This window comes from Chromohalobacter sp. HP20-39, assembly GCF_033052815.1.
Classification (GTDB): domain Bacteria; phylum Pseudomonadota; class Gammaproteobacteria; order Pseudomonadales; family Halomonadaceae; genus Chromohalobacter.
This window is the reverse complement of the sequence record NZ_JAWHTP010000002.1, coordinates 185,385-201,071: the sequence shown is the minus strand read 5'-3', so window position 1 is coordinate 201,071 and position 15,687 is coordinate 185,385. Positions and strand designations below refer to the sequence as shown.

Below are 15,687 nucleotides of genomic sequence, written 5' to 3'. Positions count from 1 at the left end.
GACGATCCCCCTGTCACCATTCATACGGCGTACCGCGCCGAGCGTGATTGTAACCTACTGTGAAAAACGGTCCTTTGCCATACCTAGAAAGGGTTACGCGATTTTTTATACAAGATCAGCCCGCTGGGTAATCTGAGTCATCTTCAGAAGGCGGCTGAGGTATCTCAGGCGTCGAGTAGAAGCCTGCCCACGCGCCAAACCTGGTCCGCGTTCGTCGTCGATTACGATGAGTGATGAGAGGAGACACGGCCCGGCCGTGAGGCCGGGGAAGGGAAGAGCGTCGGCTAGGAGCAGGCCTTCAGTCTGTTTGGTTTAACGTACCGCTAATGTGTGCCGCCGGCAGAGTCATTATTGAGCGACTTGTTAGCGTTTTCTGTCTGGAGACGCTCTTGATGATCGATTGCCGGGTCACACCAATCCGCGCCGCCTCACGATCCAGGGATTCCACAACCCATGCTGGAAAGTCAACGTTGATTCGTTTTGGTTCCTGGTTGACGCGATGAGCCGTAGTCAGATCGAGGTCATCGACAATATCTTAATGATTTTCTTCGAATTTTTTATCGAAGTCTTTAGCTTTCATAGAGCTCAACCTCCTGCGTGCGGGAGCGCCTGACTGAAATCAGACGAATACAATGCAGCCGCCGTGCACTGCATCACAATCGACTGTCTTAGCTTCTGGGCAAGACGCTGTATGGGTTGCTTCCTGTGACACCGGCGATTATGCCGCATTAACTTTAGTAAAGATGAATAAAAAATACGCCGCTGGATGAACAGCGGCGTGGCGGTAGTGAGCTTAAAAAAATACGGTTAGCGGAAGAGGCTGTCGGCCAGGTCGGCGTCGAGGTCGATCTTGGCGTAGTAAGGTGTTCCTATCGCTGTCTTTATTCGGTTGCCGCTTTCAGATCCCCGCCCACCAGTTGTATCCTCTGTCTTCCCAGTAACCGCCCTTGCCCCTCTGAATGTCCTTGAAGCTCTCGACGAGTTCGAGGCGCATGACGTACTTGGCTTGCTTGTAGCCTAACTGGCGCTCGGCTCGCAGGCGCAAGGGCGCGCCATTGGCCACCGGCAGCGCGGCATCGTTCAGGGCGTAAGCGAGTATCGTCTGTGGATGATAGGACTCGACCATGTCGAGACTCTCGTAGTAGAGATCGCTACCGCCGTAGGTGTGATCGGCACAGTGAAAGACCACGAATCTGGCCTGATCCCGCGGACGCACGCGATCGAGCAGATCGGCCAGCGGCACACCGGTCCACTGGCCGATGCAGCTCCAACCCTCGACGCAGTCGTGGCGGGTAATCTGGGTTCGCGACGGCATCGCGCCCAGCTCCTCCAGCGACAACGTCATGGGCTCCTCGACGAGACCGTCGATCGTCAGCCGCCAGTCGGCGAAATCGTTCGCCACCCAGGCTCGATAGTAACCTTCCTGAGGATTGGTCGTGCCGTTGGGGCGAAAGACCGGTGCTATCTGGCTCTTGTCGAACTCCTGCGCCAGTGATTGCCGGGACGCGATCAGTCGCTGCGCCTTGTAGGTCAGTTGCTCGACGCTACCTAACGCACGCTTCACTGAGGCGCTGCCGGAAATCCGGTCGCAACCCGCCAGCACACTTCCTGCCCCTAAGGCCACCACGCCGGAGAGAAAGCGACGCCGGCTCCGATTCTGCTCGGACGATTCGGGCTTACTCATGAGGATCCTCCTGATTCACCGGCCCAGCCGGCCTTTCCGTGATGCGATAGCGCCCTGTCACCATCGAGCGCAGGTTGTTGAAGACACCCGATACCAGCACCAGGGCGATATGCACGAAGAAAAAAACCACCAGCGAAAATGCGCAGATGAAATGCAGGGTTCTGGCACTTTGCCGGCCGCCGAAAAGCTCCGTCAGCAATGGCCAGGTCGCGTTGATGAGGGGGGACATCGTCAGCCCGGTGAGGATCATCATCGGTAACAGCACGAATAGCACCAGGAGATAGGTGAGCTTCTGGATACCGTTGTAATCGGCCTCATGGTGGAAGTGGAATCGCGCGTGGTCGACGATCGTTCTCGGAATATCGCGTAGTTGTTGTCGTGTTGGAAAGATCGCTCCTCGGCGGCGACGGCTGACTACGATGTAGAGCAGGTATGCCACCACTGATGGCGCAAAGATCCAGGCCGCGAGGAAGTGCCAGTTTCTTCCCATGGCCAGCCATTGCGATCCCGGCAGCGTGGACCAGTCGGGAAAGGCTCGTTCGCGCAGCCGGCCGCTGTCATCGGAGAGCCCCAGTACGCCAGTGGTATCGATCGTGTAGCCGGCGATTTGTACCACGCCCCGTTGTTGACCGCCATTTCCGGCTTGGGCATGAATCGCGATGAAGGGGTCGGAGAAGCCGGATTGCTCTCCCCAGTACAGTGCCGGGTGCGCGTTGAATATCTGCAGGCCGCTCATCAGCAGCACGATGAGACAGAGGAAATTGGTCCAGTGCCACAGCCGAGTGCCCAGGCTATGGCGCTTGATCAACCGGGACGACTCCAATGCTTCCGGCTTGGAGGCCGGCTTGGAACTGGAGTCGGGCTTGGGGTTGGGATTGGCGACGGGGCCGATACCGGATGGCATGATTCACCTCGCTTTCACGCAGACGGCATCCGGCGGCCGTAGCCGCCGGATGGCCATGGCTCAATTATCGTGATCCATGCTGTCCTGACCCATGGCGTCGTCGTGGCTCATGCCGTCCTGGCCCATGGCATCGTCGTGGCCCATGCCGTCCTGGCCCATGGCGTCGTCGTGGCTCATGCCGTCCTGCTCCATGTCGTCACTGTGATCCATGGAATCTTGGGCCATACTGTCGTTTTGCGTCTCCTGTGCGCTGGCCAGGGTGGTGAATGCCATGCCACCGACCAGCAGCGTGGTGCTCAATGCCAATAGCAACTTCGATGTCTTGTAAGTCATGATGCACTCCATCCTTATCGATCATGCCGTATCTGGTGTGACACGGTGAGTCCACAATAAGCGGGCGTCTTTCGTGCAATCATCACGAAATCATAACGGCCAACGATAACGCCGCCGTGATGATTGCCGTCGATCGAGTCGCTATGGTCGGATTCCGAATTCAAAGGAGCGAAAGGCATGGCGAGCCCGATATTATGCGTCGAAGACGATTCCGGCATCGGCTGTCTGCTGACGGAGATTCTGGAGCAGGCCGGCTATGTTCCAGAGTGGGTGAACACTGGAGAGAAGGCGCTCGAAGGATGGCATCGGGCGTCCTTGATCGTTCTCGACCTCATGCTGCCCGGTATCGATGGTTTGACGGTCTGTCGCAGCATTCGCGAACAGGATGCCGCCGTGCCGATCATCATGTTGACGGCCCTGGCTGGCACTCGGGACGTGGTCGAGGGCCTGGAAATCGGCGCAGACGACTACATCACCAAACCGTTCGATGCTGATATCCTTCTGGCGAGGATCCATGCACTGCTGCGCCGGCGGCGAGCACTGGACAAGCATTCGTCACCCTACCCGCCACTCGTCATCAAAGACCTCGAAATCAATGTGGACGATCACAGCGTCAAGCTCAGGGACCAGCAGGTATCGCTAACGACTCGCGAATTTGCGCTGCTTGCCTTCTTTGCTCGACATCCCGGTAAAGGTTTCTCCCGCGGAGAGTTGCTGGATGCCGTGTGGGGACCGGAATTCGACGGCTTCGACCACACCGTCAATACGCACATCAATCGACTGCGCAACAAGATAGAGCTCGATCCCTCGCATCCACAGTACATCCTCACCGTCTGGGGCATCGGCTATCGCTTCACCGATGTGCCCCAGACATCCTCCAGACCGTCTGCAACGACATCCCAATGAGCATTTGTCACACGCTGCGCAAGATTTATCTTAGCCTGTTCGCACGCATCGTCGTCGTCTATCTGATCAGCCTGATTGCGTTATCCGCCACCACGGCATTGGTGGCCGTCGATCAGTTCGATCAGTTGGGGCGAGAGTGGCAGCAGCGCACGCAAATCGACATGGCGCATCGTCTGACCCGCGTCCTCCAGGGCGCGCTCGATGGTGGCGTCGACAGCCCCCAGGCAAAGGAGGCCGTCGCCCGGGTCATGACGATCAATCCCGCGTTATCGCTTTATGTGCTCGATTCCGAAGGAGTAGTCGTCGGTGCTTACAGCGACGACCAATGCGGTCTGGGCCAAACCATTGACCGGGGGGCGATCAACGAACTGTTATCGACCATGCCAATGTTGCCGGTATATGCCTCCATGCCATGTCGGGGCGATGAAGGTGTCTTCTCGGTGGCGGCCATCACATACGGTCAGGAAAAACTGCCCGGCTATCTGTTCGTTCGGCTGGAAGCCAACACCGATGTTTCCATGGCAAACATCTGGCAGACGAGCAGTATTTTCCGAACCTTGCTTATCGTGGGCTGCGTGGCGTTGTCATTGACCCTCGCAGTGGGGCTGGCGCTTTTCGCCTTGCTGACCCGGCGTTTCTCACGGCTCACGCGGACCGTCCAGCGGTTCTCAGAGGGTGACTATCGTCAACGTAGCTCTGAATCGACCGACGACGAAATAGGGCGTCTTGGGATAGCGTTCAACAATATGGCGGCTACCATAGAAGCTCAACTCGAAGCCTTACAAGAAACCGACCGCCAACGTCGAGAGCTGGTCGCCAATCTATCGCATGAATTTCGAACGCCGCTGACCGCGCTGCAGGGGTATGCCAAGCAGTTGAGCCGAACCTCTCTGAACGATGATGCTCGGGAAGGCCTCGATGCCATTCATTCCAATGTGGGGCGTCTCACCCGCTTGGCTGAACAGCTCTCGCAGATGTCCCGCTCGAACCTCGCGGACCGTCCGTTATGTCTGGAGACTTTCTCCTTTGCAGAGCTGGCCAACGATATTCTCGGAAAATTCCGTCCACGGGCCGTGGAGAACGGCATCGATCTGGGAGTCGAGAACCACGTTGGAATGGCTGCAGTGTTGGCGGATGTTGAGCTCATCGACCATGCGCTGACCAATCTGGTCGATAATGCCATTTCTGCAACGAACCGGGGTGGGACGGTGACGATCCGAATGCTTGAATTCGATGCATCGACATTGAAAGTTGGTGTGAGGGATACAGGCATTGGCATACCCGCTGAAGAGATTCCGCTCGTCTCGCAACGTTTTTACCGAACGGCGGGCGGGCGAGATCGTGGAGCGGGGACCGGTCTGGGATTGGCCATCGTGTTCGAAGTCCTTAAGCGTCACGACTCCCGATTGATTCTTGAGAGTCGACAAGGGAAAGGTACTTGCGCTTGGTTTACGCTGCCATTATCTCCTTCATAACCATCTACGAAGTCGACTGATCGGCTGCAAGAGCCGCTGGTTCGAAGGCGTCGATCCATTCGACACTTTGCGGCACAGTTTGTATTTTTACATAGTCGCTTGCTGTCTCTGTGAGTGTGGCAATGCCGGAATGCCTTCATGGGGGCGTTGCAGGAAATCTTACTGCGGTTCGGGCACGTCTACGGCCTGATGCAAGGTGTCGACGAAGCGGGCCAGGGCAGGCGTCCAGGTGGTTGGCTCGGGTGCGGCGAAGTAGGTGTCGATTTCCGCCAGGGACGTCGGCAGGGTCAGGTAGTGAATTCCAAAACGGTGCTGATGGGCTTTGATAGTGCTCATGGGGAGCACGGTATAGCCCATTCCGGCGGCGACACAGCCAAGCATGGCATCCAGGCTCCCGAACTCGAAGATGCGCGCTGCGTTGACGCCATGGGAGGCCAGCAGCAGCTCGATGCGCTGGCGATAGCTACAGCCTTGGCGAAACGCGAGGAAGGCGGCGCTCATCAGTTCTTCCGAGGTGGGCATCGCGGCCATGGGCTGGGGGCCGACCAGTACGAGGCGTTCGCTGAAGGCCTTGAGCAGATGATAACGGCGATGTTCGAGGCCTCCCGCGATGAATACGCCATCGACGTGGCCTGCTATCAGCATCTCGATGAGCTCCGCCGTGGCGCCTGTGTGTAGCGTGATGTCGACCTCGGGATGGGCGGCATGGTACGCCGTGAGGATCGGGGGAAGGCGTAACGCGGTCGTGGTTTCCATGGCGCCGATCCGCAGTTGGCCATGCGTCTTGTCGCTGCCCTTGAAGTGCGATAGCGCTTCGTCATGCGAGGACAACATGCGCTCGGCATACGCCACCAGCGCTCGCCCGGCGGAGGTCAGGCGCGTCTGGCCAGCCCGGTGGACGAGTTGGGCACCGAGTTCTTCCTCGAGCTTCTTGAGATGGGCCGTCACGTTGGATTGCACCGTATGCATCCTCTCGGCGGCGGCCACGAAACTGCCGGTTTCGGCCACGGCCATAAACAGGCGTAACGATTTGAGTTGCATGCCGTGTCTCCCCGCCAGAAAAGAAGCTATCTTTAAACATGATAACAAGTATCAAGATAAATCGCTTTCAGGGAAGTGGGCGTTGTACGTACGCTGTTCTTGCGGCAACGCGCAAAGACACGAGCACGTACCGGCTGCTCATGGCCGTGTTGTGGGTGAGCGGTCGTGCTCATCGGGGCGCCATGGCCATAGAACCATCCAACCTGGGAGACAGTAATGAACGACATCGATTTAGCCAATCGAGCAGCGGGCATTCTTGATCACAACCTTTATTCCAACATCGCGACGTCGAAAAACGATGTGCCATGGAATACACCTGTCACCGCATTGCCGGACGTGGAATTAAACTTTTACTGGTCGTCCTGGATTCAGGCGGAACACTCCAAGAATATCGTTTTCAATAGCTCGGTCTTCATGACCTTTTATGATTCGACGCGCGCGCGGGGGACCAACAATCTCATGTGTCTCTACCTGAAGTGCCTGGCGAGAGAGGTGTCGGATGTCAGTGAGGCAGAAAAGGCATTTTCGCTACTATATCCCGATGACCATGTTGATCTAGAAAACTTTCTGGGCGATGGAATAAAGCGGTTCTTCTGCGCTGAGCCTCAACAGGCCTGGCTGAACTGCCTGTCTGAAAAAGAGCTGGAGCCGACGACGCTAAAGATGAGAACGGAGGTCTCTATTGAAAGCATCAAGCGCGCCATGGCCTAGAATTGAGCCATGGTTCTTCTCGTGAATTCAATGGCCAATCCGACCGCTACAGAATTGGCCTTGCCTTGGCAATGCAGCTCCCATCTAGGATTAACCGTCTGTCGAAATAGTCAGAGACTCCCAGGTGTCCATTTGCTGCGACATTTCGGATAAACGCCCCCGTACCAACTTGAGCGCGTCACTTCCGAGCAGCAGGTGAGCAGGCGGTGTATCACACTCGATAATCTCCAGCATGGCTTCTGCCGCCTTCTCTGGATCTCCGAGTTGCTGACCACTTTTTTCCAGACGGGCCTGCCGGACAGGGTCGAATAGCGCATCGTAGTCGGCAATCTGCCGGGGGGAGCGGCGCATGGAGCGGCCTGCCCAATCGGTCCGGAATGAGCCCGGTGCGACGGCGGTGACGTGGATATTGAACGGTGCTAACTCTTTGCTCAGGGTGTCGGAGATGCCCTCCAGCGCGAACTTGCTGCCACAGTAGTAGGCGATGCCGGGCATCGTGATGAAGCCGCCCATCGACGTGATATTGATGATGTGCCCGGCACGACGTTTCCGAAAGAACGGTAACAGCGCCTGGATCATTTCGACCGCGCCGAAGACGTTCACTTCGAACTGCCGGCGCATCTCATCGGTGGGTGATTCTTCCAGGATGCCTTCGTGGCCGTAGCCGGCGTTATTGACCAGCACGTCAACGGGGCCGAGGGCGGTTTCAATGTCTTCGACGACGTTGGCGATGGCCGATGTATCTGTCAGGTCGAGTTGGCGTGCGTAGGCATTGCCGGAAGCGTGGGTCTCGAACGCGCGTGCTGCGCTGGCTTGCCGAACGGTACCGATGACTTTGTGGCCGGCGGCTAATGCTGTCTCCGCCAGGGCCTGGCCGAATCCGCTGCTGACGCCAGTGATGAGGATCGTCTTGGTCTGGTTCATGACATTGCTCTGTGTCTGGGGGTCGATGTCCCCCGTCAGGGAGACGACCTCATCCTAGGGCGCCTGATCCCGGAATCGAACGCGAGATCTTCTGAGTTTATTGCCTATTGCTATGAGTAGGATTGTTTATAGGCACGAATCACGCAGAATGAAGGCACAAAATTATCAGACCCCAATGTCATGAGCACTGAATCCATCGATAACAGCCAGCGTGAACGACGCATGGTGACTTTGCTGGACCAGATGGCACCTCGGGAAGGCTACAACCTGACGGCATTGCCGGACGTGCGATTCCTGCGATCTAACCGCCCCCTGGCTAGAACCCCCGTGCTGTACGATCCAGGCATCGTCATCGTGTGTCAGGGGCGGAAACGGGGTTACTGGGGCAACCGAACCTACGTCTACGATGCTCAGCATTACCTGGCCGTCTCGGTTCCCGTTCCGTTCACGATGGAGACCGATGCCAGTGCCGAGAATCCGCTGCTAGCGATTTATCTGCATCTCGATATACCGCTGGCGGCTGACTTACTACTCGAGCTGGAAGAAGGGGGGATACCGGCGTCTGCGCCACCCTGCGGGATGCTGTCATCGGTGATGGAGCCGGCCCTGAGCGACACTGTGGCGCGATTTCTCGAGATCATGGCCTCGCCCGATGATGGCCGGATTCTCGGGCCGGCTATGGTGCGCGAGATCTATTTCCGAGTACTTACCGGGGCTCAGGGCGGGGCCATGCGGGCCGCACTGGATATGGAGGGGAATTTCGGACTTATCTCACGTGCTATCCGTCGCATTCACACGGACTATGCGACGGCTCTAGACGTCCACCAGTTAGCCGATGAAGCCAACATGAGTGTGCCTAGCTTCCACGCGCATTTCAGGCAGGTGACCCAGACATCGCCAATGCAGTATGTGAAGGCCGTCCGGCTGCATCAGGCACGCCTCCTGATGTTCCGGAACGGCATGACGGCTGCTACGGCCTCAACGAATGTGGGGTATGAAAGTTCGTCTCAATTCAGCCGGGAGTTCAAAAGGCTCTTCGCGCGCTCGCCCCGAGCGGAAGTTGCCTGGATGCGCTCGTCTTTCGAGTTGCCACCGCCGACGTCGCCGTCGATCTACGTGTCTTCTCATTGAGACTGAAAAAGTAGCGTCACTCGCAACTGTCGCCCGAGCTCCCCAACACTCATTGCCTCCAGAAAAACATAATGGGTGTGAGGTCGCGCGCTGATATTGGATAATTGCGCCCGCCCTAGTCATTAACTTCCCCGCGCTTAATATATCTAACGCTGCATTAATCTAATGCTGTATCAATGATTTGTGAAACAACCAGCGCCGCTGGGATGCGTAGCGGCGTGGTGGCTTTCCCTCGACGGCGCTACTCTGAAGAGACTTGCTTGCCCAATCACTCTTCGCGTTCGAGGTGCTTTTTCATGGCCGATCGTATTCTGGTTCTCTACGGTTCCTACCGGTCCGACCGCGCCGGCATTCGGCTCGCCGACTATGTCGTCAATACGTTGAAGAAGCGCGGCGCCGAGGCCGAACTGGTCGATGCCAAGGCCGTCGATTTGCCGATGCTGGATCGCATGTACAAGGAGTACCCCGAGGGTGAGGCGCCAGCACCGATGGAGGAACTGGCGGTCAAGATTCGTACGGCCGATGGTTGCGTCTTCGTCACCGGCGAATACAACTGGGGCATGCAGCCGGGGCTGAAGAACCTGACCGATCACTTTCTGGAAGAGTGGTTCTGGCGCCCGGCCGGTATCGTCAGCTACTCGGCCGGTCGTCTCGGCGGTGCTCACGCCAATCTGGCCTGGCACGGCACGTTGGCCGAGATGGGGATGGTGGTCATTTCCAGCACGGTTGCGGTCGGCCAGATTGCCAATACGTTGGATGAGAACGGCATGCCCGTCGGTGAGGCCGGAAAGTCCTTCGAACGTGCGTTTGGCCGATTTGCGGATGACCTGACATGGTGGGTCGAGGCGAGTAAACGTCAGCGCGAACACCGAGTCCCACCCTTCTAGGTCATCCGGCCAAACCGGTGTCAGCCGGCTTTTAAGTAAGGCGCTTTCCTGCCGAGAGCTGGCGTCACCCCAACAGCTGTGGGTTTAGCTGCCAGACGGTGTAGGTCAGCGCCGTGGCCAGCGACACCCATGCCAGATAAGGCACCAACAGCAGTCCGGCCAGCGGTCGCACGCGCCAGAAGGCGATGAGGGTGGCGAGGATCATGCCCCATAGCAGGATAACCTCGACGAAAGCCAGTACTCCCTGGTGCCAGACGAAGAACAGCCAGCTCCACAATGCGTTGACGGCGAGGTGAACGATGAACAGTGCCAGCACACCCTGGTGCCGATTCCAGCCACCTTCCCGCCAGACCAGCCAAGCGGCGATCCCCATCAAGGCAAAGAGCGTCGTCCACACCGGGCCGAAGACGCCGGCGGGTGGCGCCCAACTGGGCTGTGTGAGTTCGGCGTAGAACTGCGTGGCATCCACTGAGGCGATGGCGCCGATCCCGGCGGTAATGAAGCTGACCACCAGCCAGCCGATCAGGCCGAGGGCCTGGTGTCGAGTCGAAAACGTATGCATGGCGCTATCCCTTTGCCCGTCGAAACGTCTCTCAGCGTGTGCGATATGACGATGATATGCCAAGCGTTTTTCAGCGAGCGCGCTGAAACGTCGCAGCGCGTTTGTCTTTCCCTATGAATCGCAAGGAATTGTTAAACCCTGGTTATTCATTCGAAGCATGCTCTCAGAGTGTTAACCGCCACGATACTGATCAATCTTGGTTAATTTTTGCTTTATTTTCAGGTAGTTATTGTTATACAGGGGTGTCGGGTATAGGCTGTATTAAAAGTTGACAAAAATAATCAGGTTTTTGGGAGTGAGGATGCGCCCTCAGCATCGCCAGTTGTGCATTTTGGAGATCACATGAATCCTGCATCGTTGATTTTGCTGGCATTCGCCATGTCGACCGATGCCTTCGCCGCTTCCGTTGGTCGGGGCGCCGAGTTGAGCAAGGTACGCTTCATCAGCGCGCTACGCATAGGCATTGTATTTGGCGTGGTGGAGGCGATTATGCCGCTGGTGGGATGGGCGCTCGGCCACGTCGCGATGCGTTTCGTCTCCGGCATCGACCACTGGATTGCCTTTGTCATGCTGGCGTTGCTAGGCGGACACATGATCTGGGAAGGATTCAAGAAGGGCGGTAACGAGGCGATAAAAGTCGCCGGAGCTCAGCATGAAGGCAAGTCCATATGGCTGATCGCCTTCACGGCCTTGGCCACCAGCATCGATGCTATGGCCGTGGGAATTACGCTGGCGCTGACGGATATCAATATCGTCGTGGCATCCCTGGCCATCGGTCTGGCGACGACCTTGATGGTCACTTTGGGTACGCTGCTTGGGCGTGCCATCGGCACTGTCGTGGGCAAGGGGGCGGAGGTACTGGGAGGGCTGATCCTCATCGCTATCGGTTTTGCCGTGCTCTATGAACACTTGGCCATCGTAACCCCGGCGTGAACGCGCCATAGCCTGCCGGCCAACCACTGCAAAGCCGCAATACAATAAACGGGGTGGGCCCATGGCCCCACCCCGTCTGCTTTCTTCTCTGCTTCTTTATGCTTTCTGCCGCTTATCGACGGCTGGCCGTTAGACGTTACTCGCTATCGTCTTTCGGCAGCGCGTAGGCGACGACCTGATCCCCGACTTGGTCCTTGAGGATCGAGTTACCGCCGGCAATGAAGACGACATATTCGCGGCCTTCATACTCGTAGACGGCGGGGTTGGCGACGGCGGGGGCTTCTGCCTGGTCCTCCCACAGCTCTTCACCCGTCTCAAGCGAATAGGCGCGCAGCTTGGCGTCCATCGAAGCACCGATGAAGATCACACCGCCGGCCGTCACTGCCGGGCCACCGATGGTGGGCGAGCCCCAACTTTCGGGCATGAAGAAGCCGTACTGCTGCGAAGCGCCGAGTGGGCGTCGCCATTTCACGTCACCCGTATGCATGTCGAGGGCGACGAGTTCGCCGAAGGGTGGCTTCCAGCACGGCATGCCCAGCCAGTTGCGCGCCACCTTGAGACGCATGCCGTAAGGGGCGCCTTTCTGTGGCGAGAAGCCCACTTCGTTGCCGGAGCCGCTGTCAGCCTTCTCGTAGGCCTCACGTCCATAGAGCTTCACGTACTGCACGATGTGCGAGGTGTTGACGATGGCTGTCTGGCTCTGCGGGTCATAGGCGACACCGCCCCATTGCACGCCACCGGCGCTATCAGGGTAGGCCAGGGTACCTTCGCCTTTAGTGGTGGGCGGCGTATACATGCCTTCGTACGTCAGCTTATCCCATAGCGCTGAGCACTGGCCGAAGCTCACGGCATCGGCGAGCCCCCAAATCTCCGGCTTCTCGGATTGATCGAGCAGAGGTGCGGGCTTGGTCGGGAACGGCTGAGTGGCTGCCAGCTTCTCGCCCTTGACGGAGCCGTCGCCCTGCGGGACCGGGCGTTCTTCGATTGGCCAGACGTCTTCGCCGGTCAGTCGGTTGACCACGAACAAGAAGCCTTGCTTGGTGGCCTGCACGAGTGCCGGGATCTTTTCGCCATCCACGGTGATGTCCATCAGCGTGGGGGCGGAGTTGATGTCGTAGTCCCAGACATCATGGTGAACCCACTGGCGCGACCAGACGACTTCGCCGGTATCGACGTCAAGCGCGGTGGTCGATGTCGCCATGGGCGCTTTCTCGGTACGGTTACCGCCCCAATAGTTGGGTGACGGCGAGGAGACCGGCAGATACACGAGACCGTTTTCCTCGTCGGCGGACATGTGCGTCCACACGTTGGCGGTGCCGCTTTGCTCACGCATATCCTTGGGCAGGGCGTGGAAGGTCCATTCGCGCTCGCCGGTACGGGCGTTGATGGAGAACACCGTGCCGGGAGGCGCTTGCTCGAAGGCCCAGTCATTACCAGCCCAGCCGAGGATCAGGTGATCGCCGACGACGGTCGGCGGCTGCAATACCGACAGCGGCCATTTGTCGTTGGTGTCGTTCCACTGGTTGACGTTGAGCACGCCATTATTGGCGAAGTTGCTGCACTTTTTGCCGGTATTGGCATCAACGGCGAAGAGCTGTGCGTCCATGGTGCCCAAGTAGACGATCTTCTGGCAGGATTTGCCTTCAACCGGGTTTTCCGCCTCCCAGTACGCAACGCCGCGGCTTTTGAGCGCGGGCTGAGTCAGCGCCTCGAGCTTGGAGTTAGTATCAAAACTCCATTTCTGCTCGCCGGTGGCGGGGTCCAACGCCAGGATCCGGTAGAACGGCGTGCCGATGTAAAGCGTGTCGTTGGCGAAGACCGGTGTTGCGGACCACACGGTGGGTGGTAGCTCGCCCGAGCCATCGGAGACATCGCCGGTGTGAACTTCCCAGGCCTTCTTCAGGTTACCGACGTTGTCGGCATTGATTTGGTCGAGAGGACTGTACTTTTGAGCGTTGAGCTGACCGTGGAAGCTATCCCAGGTCGGCGTGCCGGGGACCAGCGGTATCGATTCGGACGCATCTTGTTGGGATGGCGCTTGCGACGATGCGTTCTCTTGCGTGCTCGAGGCGTTCTGGTCGGCGCTCTGATCCTGCGCCAAAAGCGGCAGTGGCGTCAGGAAAAGCGCTAGCGCCGTGGCCGTGCCGAGGCGTTGCGCGGTGGTTCTCAATGTCGGCATGGGGCGGCTCCTTATGGTTGGGCGGGGTGGGTGGCGCGGTTCGCGAGGACCATATCGAGAATCAGCCCGATCAGGCCGACCACCATGGCCACGCAGATCCACCCTTGGTGCAGGAGGAGTGCCGCGAAGAAGGTACCGGCAAGGCCCAGCAGAATCAGCACGCGCCACACGTTACGCGTGGCGTTCCCTTTCAGTGCGGGCAAGATGAGCGCCATGACGGCCAGGGCGATGTTGGCCAGAATGGCGACAAGCGCGCCAAGTGTGCCATTGACCCCGGTCAGCGGGGTGAAATAGGCATAGAGTGCGATGGCAACTCCGACGAGCGAAGCCACCAGCAGCACAATGGCGCCCAATCTTTGCGAACGAGATTGTGGCATGGCGTTGTTGTCTCCTTGGTGGGACAGGAATGATCACTTAGCTCTTACTCCGCCGGGCTCACGGACGTGAGCGCAACGGCTGAGCTGCGGGCTACGCCTTTAGTAGTAGTCCACGGAGGTATTTTAGTAAAAAATTCAGGACAATGGTGGTTTCGGCACCAAAATAGTTTATCGGCTAACGATATGATCGCCGCATGCTATATGAGTGTGGCAAAAAATGGCGGTGAGCACAGCGGGCTTGACGTCGGCAAATTCTTTTAGCATGCTAATCGTGTAATGCGACAAAACGCCGCATCACCACAACCTAGGAGTGGTCATGAAAGCGCTCAATAAGCTGTTCTCGATGTTGGCAACCATCGTCGTCTCCGCATTGCTACCGTTCTCCCTGGTAGCGGAAAGCGAAGCTAATCAAAACGTTAGTGTTCATAACGACACGGCGAAGGTTTCCACCCTGAACGCCAAGCAACGTCAGGATGACGAGTCCCTGTAAACCGCGCCGGGGTCCCATGATACCGGCAATGGTGTAGCCTATCGCGCACCATTCACGTGTCGTGCTCGGCGCGTCATGCACGAGGGGCATACCATGCTGACGATCTCCAACACGGTGACGCTCGCCGATTGGGAAATCGACATTAGCCAAATCCGCGCGCAGGGGGCCGGCGGTCAGAACGTCAACAAGGTCGCCTCGGCGGTGCATCTACGCTTCGATATTCCCCACTCGTCATTGCCGCCATTCTACAAGGAACGGTTGATGGCGCTGTCTGACCAGCGTATCAACAAGGATGGCGTGATCATCATCAAGGCACAGCGTCATCGCACGCTGGAAGCCAACAAGGAAGAGGCGCTGGCGCGTCTCAAGGCGTTGATTCAGGAGGCGGTGAAGCAGCACAAGGCACGCCGGCCCACCCAGCCTTCCAAGGGCGCGAAGCGCCGCCGCGTCGACAAGAAAACCCGCAAGGGCAAGACCAAGGCCTTGCGTGGCAAGGTAGAGACGTAACTCCGCCGGCGGTTGGCGGGCCGCTTTACGCTAGCTGACGTGGGAGCGCGAGCAGTTCACGCTCCAGGGCGAAGATATGCGGGTCGTCGTGGCCCATTTCGCGCAGCGCCTGGGCCAAGTTGAGCAGGTAATCGCGATTGGGGCCGCTGGGGCCGTGGGACTCGGCGATCTGCCGGGCGATGGCGGTGTCCGGCGCCGGCCCCAGAAAGGCGGCGTTGTCCTCGCCGGCGAGATAGACCAAGCCCTCGACATTTTCTTCGCCCTCGACATCGTCGAAGTGCAGCGGCGTGACCACCCGCAGGTAGCCATTTTTCTCGCGCACGTCCAGCGGGCCGAGCACGTCCTGAGTGATGCGGTAGGCCATGCCGTGGCAAACCGCACCGGGACGCTCGGTCAGTGTGGCGACGCGCCCCGGCGCTTGTGGCGTGCCGCGATGGTCGTGCGAGCCCTGCCAGAAACGTCTTTCCCAACCGATGATATGTGCAGGCCGGCTCTCCAGAAACGAGAAATCCGCCTTCCAGATCAACGAGCCGTAGCCGAACAGCCAAATCGCCTCATGGTCGTTGAAGTGCGTCATTTGTTGGTTGATCGCGGTGGTATCGAGCGTCATGACTCTCTTGCGTACGTCGAGTGAATAAACGGG

Annotated in this window: 18 protein-coding genes; 8 read left to right on the top strand and 10 right to left on the bottom strand. The window is 58.4% G+C overall.

Annotation, left to right across the window (positions count from 1 at the left end):
- Positions 1 to 298: 298 nt before the first annotated feature.
- The 4 genes from RVY79_RS22000 to RVY79_RS04440 all read right to left on the bottom strand — a co-directional run bounded on the left by RVY79_RS22000 (position 299) and on the right by RVY79_RS04440 (position 2,921).
- Positions 299 to 475, bottom strand: coding sequence for a hypothetical protein (locus RVY79_RS22000; RefSeq protein WP_411161705.1), 177 nt, complete (start codon positions 473 to 475; stop codon positions 299 to 301).
- A 423-nt stretch (positions 476 to 898) separates the two neighbouring features.
- Complete coding sequence (locus tag RVY79_RS04450; RefSeq protein ID WP_317462823.1) at positions 899 to 1,684, bottom strand: molybdopterin-binding protein; 786 nt, start codon at positions 1,682 to 1,684, stop codon at positions 899 to 901.
- Complete coding sequence (locus RVY79_RS04445) at positions 1,677 to 2,588, bottom strand: cytochrome b/b6 domain-containing protein (RefSeq protein WP_317462822.1); 912 nt, start codon at positions 2,586 to 2,588, stop codon at positions 1,677 to 1,679. Before RVY79_RS04445 ends, RVY79_RS04450 begins: the two co-directional genes overlap by 8 nt.
- 60 nt (positions 2,589 to 2,648) lie before the next feature.
- A complete protein-coding gene (locus RVY79_RS04440; RefSeq protein WP_317462821.1) occupies positions 2,649 to 2,921 on the bottom strand; it encodes a pentapeptide MXKDX repeat protein in 273 nt (90 codons plus the stop codon).
- Between the two features lie 177 nt (positions 2,922 to 3,098).
- On the opposite strand from RVY79_RS04440, the gene RVY79_RS04435 reads away from it, so the two are divergent.
- Both RVY79_RS04435 and RVY79_RS04430 read left to right on the top strand, forming a co-directional pair.
- Positions 3,099 to 3,827, top strand: a complete 729-nt coding sequence (locus tag RVY79_RS04435) for a response regulator transcription factor (RefSeq protein ID WP_317462820.1) — start codon at positions 3,099 to 3,101, stop codon at positions 3,825 to 3,827.
- On the top strand, positions 3,824 to 5,302 hold the full coding sequence (locus tag RVY79_RS04430; RefSeq protein WP_317462819.1) for a HAMP domain-containing sensor histidine kinase: 1,479 nt from the start codon (positions 3,824 to 3,826) through the stop codon (positions 5,300 to 5,302). Before RVY79_RS04435 ends, RVY79_RS04430 begins: the two co-directional genes overlap by 4 nt.
- A 159-nt stretch (positions 5,303 to 5,461) precedes the next feature.
- Here RVY79_RS04430 and RVY79_RS04425 read toward each other — a convergent pair whose 3' ends face one another.
- Positions 5,462 to 6,343 carry a LysR substrate-binding domain-containing protein gene (locus RVY79_RS04425; protein WP_317462818.1) on the bottom strand — a complete coding sequence of 294 codons (882 nt, stop codon included), beginning with the start codon at positions 6,341 to 6,343 and terminating at the stop codon, positions 5,462 to 5,464.
- 216 nt (positions 6,344 to 6,559) lie between these two features.
- On the opposite strand from RVY79_RS04425, the gene RVY79_RS04420 reads away from it, so the two are divergent.
- Positions 6,560 to 7,054: a hypothetical protein gene (locus RVY79_RS04420; protein WP_317462817.1), complete on the top strand. Its 495-nt coding sequence runs from the start codon at positions 6,560 to 6,562 to the stop codon at positions 7,052 to 7,054.
- A 90-nt stretch (positions 7,055 to 7,144) separates the two neighbouring features.
- On the opposite strand, the gene RVY79_RS04415 is transcribed toward RVY79_RS04420, so the two are convergent.
- Positions 7,145 to 7,978: an oxidoreductase gene (locus tag RVY79_RS04415; protein ID WP_317462816.1), complete on the bottom strand. Its 834-nt coding sequence runs from the start codon at positions 7,976 to 7,978 to the stop codon at positions 7,145 to 7,147.
- Between the two features lie 180 nt (positions 7,979 to 8,158).
- Here RVY79_RS04415 and RVY79_RS04410 point away from each other — a divergent pair, with 180 nt between their 5' ends.
- Positions 8,159 to 9,109, top strand: coding sequence for an AraC family transcriptional regulator (locus tag RVY79_RS04410; RefSeq protein WP_317462815.1), 951 nt, complete (start codon positions 8,159 to 8,161; stop codon positions 9,107 to 9,109).
- A gap of 296 nt (positions 9,110 to 9,405) precedes the next feature.
- Positions 9,406 to 9,996, top strand: a complete 591-nt coding sequence (locus RVY79_RS04405) for an NAD(P)H-dependent oxidoreductase (RefSeq protein WP_317462814.1) — start codon at positions 9,406 to 9,408, stop codon at positions 9,994 to 9,996.
- Between the two features lie 64 nt (positions 9,997 to 10,060).
- Here RVY79_RS04405 and RVY79_RS04400 read toward each other — a convergent pair whose 3' ends face one another.
- Positions 10,061 to 10,558: a TspO/MBR family protein gene (locus RVY79_RS04400; protein WP_317462813.1), complete on the bottom strand. Its 498-nt coding sequence runs from the start codon at positions 10,556 to 10,558 to the stop codon at positions 10,061 to 10,063.
- A gap of 342 nt (positions 10,559 to 10,900) precedes the next feature.
- Between RVY79_RS04400 and RVY79_RS04395 the strand changes: the two genes are divergently transcribed.
- Entirely contained in the window at positions 10,901 to 11,491 is a 591-nt protein-coding gene (locus RVY79_RS04395) for a manganese efflux pump MntP family protein (RefSeq protein ID WP_317462812.1), read from the top strand.
- A gap of 136 nt (positions 11,492 to 11,627) precedes the next feature.
- Here RVY79_RS04395 and RVY79_RS04390 read toward each other — a convergent pair whose 3' ends face one another.
- Both RVY79_RS04390 and RVY79_RS04385 read right to left on the bottom strand, forming a co-directional pair.
- Positions 11,628 to 13,670, bottom strand: coding sequence for a pyrroloquinoline quinone-dependent dehydrogenase (locus RVY79_RS04390; RefSeq protein ID WP_317462811.1), 2,043 nt, complete (start codon positions 13,668 to 13,670; stop codon positions 11,628 to 11,630).
- Between the two features lie 11 nt (positions 13,671 to 13,681).
- Positions 13,682 to 14,047, bottom strand: coding sequence for a hypothetical protein (locus tag RVY79_RS04385; protein ID WP_317462810.1), 366 nt, complete (start codon positions 14,045 to 14,047; stop codon positions 13,682 to 13,684).
- 316 nt (positions 14,048 to 14,363) lie between these two features.
- Here RVY79_RS04385 and RVY79_RS04380 point away from each other — a divergent pair, with 316 nt between their 5' ends.
- A complete protein-coding gene (locus tag RVY79_RS04380) occupies positions 14,364 to 14,537 on the top strand; it encodes a hypothetical protein (RefSeq protein WP_317462809.1) in 174 nt (57 codons plus the stop codon).
- A 93-nt stretch (positions 14,538 to 14,630) separates the two neighbouring features.
- Positions 14,631 to 15,044, top strand: coding sequence for an alternative ribosome rescue aminoacyl-tRNA hydrolase ArfB (arfB, locus tag RVY79_RS04375; protein ID WP_317462808.1), 414 nt, complete (start codon positions 14,631 to 14,633; stop codon positions 15,042 to 15,044).
- 25 nt (positions 15,045 to 15,069) lie between these two features.
- On the opposite strand, the gene RVY79_RS04370 is transcribed toward arfB, so the two are convergent.
- Positions 15,070 to 15,654 (bottom strand): gamma-glutamylcyclotransferase, encoded by a 585-nt coding sequence (locus tag RVY79_RS04370; RefSeq protein ID WP_317462807.1) that lies wholly within the window; start codon positions 15,652 to 15,654, stop codon positions 15,070 to 15,072.
- Between the last annotated feature and the right edge of the window lie 33 nt (positions 15,655 to 15,687).

Coding starts and splice junctions, on each gene's coding strand:
- RVY79_RS04400 (WP_317462813.1), bottom strand. CDS start 10,558: ATGCATACGTTTTCGACTCGACACCAGGCCCTCGGCCTGATCGGCTGG.
- RVY79_RS04435 (WP_317462820.1), top strand. CDS start 3,099: ATGGCGAGCCCGATATTATGCGTCGAAGACGATTCCGGCATCGGCTGT.
- RVY79_RS04410 (WP_317462815.1), top strand. CDS start 8,159: ATGAGCACTGAATCCATCGATAACAGCCAGCGTGAACGACGCATGGTG.
- RVY79_RS04405 (WP_317462814.1), top strand. CDS start 9,406: ATGGCCGATCGTATTCTGGTTCTCTACGGTTCCTACCGGTCCGACCGC.
- RVY79_RS04370 (WP_317462807.1), bottom strand. CDS start 15,654: ATGACGCTCGATACCACCGCGATCAACCAACAAATGACGCACTTCAAC.
- RVY79_RS04440 (WP_317462821.1), bottom strand. CDS start 2,921: ATGACTTACAAGACATCGAAGTTGCTATTGGCATTGAGCACCACGCTG.
- RVY79_RS04430 (WP_317462819.1), top strand. CDS start 3,824: ATGAGCATTTGTCACACGCTGCGCAAGATTTATCTTAGCCTGTTCGCA.
- RVY79_RS04425 (WP_317462818.1), bottom strand. CDS start 6,343: ATGCAACTCAAATCGTTACGCCTGTTTATGGCCGTGGCCGAAACCGGC.
- RVY79_RS04445 (WP_317462822.1), bottom strand. CDS start 2,588: ATGCCATCCGGTATCGGCCCCGTCGCCAATCCCAACCCCAAGCCCGAC.
- RVY79_RS04380 (WP_317462809.1), top strand. CDS start 14,364: ATGAAAGCGCTCAATAAGCTGTTCTCGATGTTGGCAACCATCGTCGTC.
- RVY79_RS04415 (WP_317462816.1), bottom strand. CDS start 7,978: ATGAACCAGACCAAGACGATCCTCATCACTGGCGTCAGCAGCGGATTC.
- RVY79_RS04385 (WP_317462810.1), bottom strand. CDS start 14,047: ATGCCACAATCTCGTTCGCAAAGATTGGGCGCCATTGTGCTGCTGGTG.
- RVY79_RS04420 (WP_317462817.1), top strand. CDS start 6,560: ATGAACGACATCGATTTAGCCAATCGAGCAGCGGGCATTCTTGATCAC.
- RVY79_RS04395 (WP_317462812.1), top strand. CDS start 10,901: ATGAATCCTGCATCGTTGATTTTGCTGGCATTCGCCATGTCGACCGAT.
- RVY79_RS04390 (WP_317462811.1), bottom strand. CDS start 13,670: ATGCCGACATTGAGAACCACCGCGCAACGCCTCGGCACGGCCACGGCG.
- RVY79_RS04450 (WP_317462823.1), bottom strand. CDS start 1,684: ATGAGTAAGCCCGAATCGTCCGAGCAGAATCGGAGCCGGCGTCGCTTT.
- arfB (WP_317462808.1), top strand. CDS start 14,631: ATGCTGACGATCTCCAACACGGTGACGCTCGCCGATTGGGAAATCGAC.